We start from the raw sequence: 1,818 nt of genomic DNA, 5'->3' as shown, positions 1-1,818 counted from the left end.
GGCACCCGGCCGCGGGCCAGCCTGGGAGCCGATCTCGTGAGTGTGGTCGCGCGGCTCAACCGGCTGGCCACCCAACGCGTCCAGCTGCCGCTGCCGGGAGCCCAGGCCCGGCTGCTGGCCACGATCGAGGCGCTGGGCGAGGCGCGAATCTGCGAGCTGGCCGCGGTGGACCACTGTGCGCAGCCGACGATGACCACCCAGGTGCGCCGGCTGGAGGATGCCGGCTTGACCACCCGCACCGCCGACCCCGGCGATGCGCGGGCGGTGCTGATCCGGATCACCGACAAGGGCCAGCGGACGCTGAACCGGGTTCGCGACGATCGCGCCGCGGCGATCGACCCGCAGCTGGCGCACCTCCCCGCCGAGGATCGGCAAGCCCTCGCCGACGCGGTCACCGTGTTGCGCGGCTTCCTCGACGCGGCGGGCCCGGCCGGGCCGCTACCCGGCGAATAGCAGGAACTGGGTAACCTCGGCCGGCGAGAAGTTGTCGTCGCTGACGAAGACCATCGTCTGGCGTCCGTCGGGCAGCCGGGGGCCCAGGGTGATGCCTTCGACGTTGTCCAGCGGCGCCAGCCCGGGGGTGGCCGACAGGTCGGCGACCAGCGCCTTGGCCATCGGCGTCGACCGGGAATCGGCCAGCGACGGCACCGCCAGCACGTCGGTGGCATCGCCGATCCGCGCCCGGAACACCCGGACGGTCGGGGTGGCGCTGAATGCGCGTTCGATCACCAGGAACTCGGTGTCGGAGAGCGCGACCAGGTCGGAGAGGCCGTTGGTCCGCGCCGGCGCGGAGACCGGCTCCAACCGGTAGGCGTACTGGGCTACCGGTGCGGCGGTGTCGACGTCGAAGGCGGTGACCCGGATCAGCGCGCCGTGGTCGCGGTCGGGCAGGCCGCCGTCCTGGTACTCGGGCCCCTCCATGGCCGCGAACAGCAGCCGCCCGCTCGGCGACAGCGTCAACCCCTCCAGCGCCGCGTTGCGCCGCGGCCCGGTCCGCCGGGCCGACATGGTCGCGTCCGGCGGCATGGTGAAGCGGCCCAGGTAGCTGCCGTCCAGGCCGGCGATCCGGATCCACGGGTCGGCCAGGATCGGGCCGGTCGAGCCGCCGGTGATCCGCTCCCCCTCCGACGACCAGTACAGCCGCTGGCGCGCGGCGTCGAAGGCGATGCCCTCCGGATCGGGCGGGACGACCGGCGGGGTCCGGTCGAACGCTTGCGGACCGAACACCCGGCCGTCGGCGTCGAGCAGCGGATGGACACCGGCGAACGTCAGGTCGCGGATACCGGTGGGCGAGACCGACAGGTGGACGTCGTAGAACCGGGCCGGGCCGGTCGCCGATCGGTCGTCGCTGATCACGTAGTAGCGGTCGCGCCCGGGGTCGTAGCTGATCGCCGAGAGTCCGCCGATGACGGTGCCGTCGAACCCGGCGGAGGGTGGCAGTCGAACCTGGCCGAGGTAGGCCGGCGCCGGTTCGGCGGCCGGCGGCACCGGGGCGCATCCGGCCAGCGACAGTCCGCACACCGTCAGCACCCGGGCCAGCATCGGCAGCACACCACAATTAGACCCGGTTCCCCGGGCGGAAGCTGAAACCTGTTCACCGGGCGACGCGGGCACCGTCAGCGGCGCGGGATCGGGTCGAGCGTGGCCAGTCCGCCCCCGGAGATCCGGTACCGGGTAACGGCGGCCCCGGTGGGGCAGCACTCCGGGTCGGTGCCTATCCGTTGACGTCCTCCCCGCAGTGAACTGCGGGGATTCCTCGTACCGGCCGGCTGTCTCGATAGGCGCTCATGCGGCTATCGCCGTGGGCTGGTCGGCAGT

General features: G+C 73.2%; 2 protein-coding genes. One reads left to right on the top strand and one right to left on the bottom strand.

Annotated elements, in window-relative coordinates; genetic code table 11:
* Positions 1 to 453, top strand: a 453-nt coding sequence (locus tag AC2VNT_RS04415) for a MarR family winged helix-turn-helix transcriptional regulator (RefSeq protein ID WP_486945693.1), incomplete at its 5' end; no start/stop codon positions are given.
* Here AC2VNT_RS04415 and AC2VNT_RS04410 read toward each other — a convergent pair.
* Positions 439 to 1,542, bottom strand: a complete 1,104-nt coding sequence (locus tag AC2VNT_RS04410) for an esterase-like activity of phytase family protein (protein ID WP_486945694.1) — start codon at positions 1,540 to 1,542, stop codon at positions 439 to 441. The genes AC2VNT_RS04415 and AC2VNT_RS04410 overlap by 15 nt on opposite strands.
* Positions 1,543 to 1,818: the final 276 nt, after the last annotated feature.

Source organism: Mycobacterium sp. TH-M15 (assembly GCF_057473705.1).
The sequence above is the reverse complement of the archived record's forward strand: the minus strand, read 5'-3'. Positions and strand labels throughout refer to the sequence as shown.

What these genes read in the sequence shown, in the direction of transcription:
- AC2VNT_RS04410 (WP_486945694.1), bottom strand. Translation starts at nt 1,542, where the DNA reads ATGCTGGCCCGGGTGCTGACGGTGTGCGGACTGTCGCTGGCCGGATGC.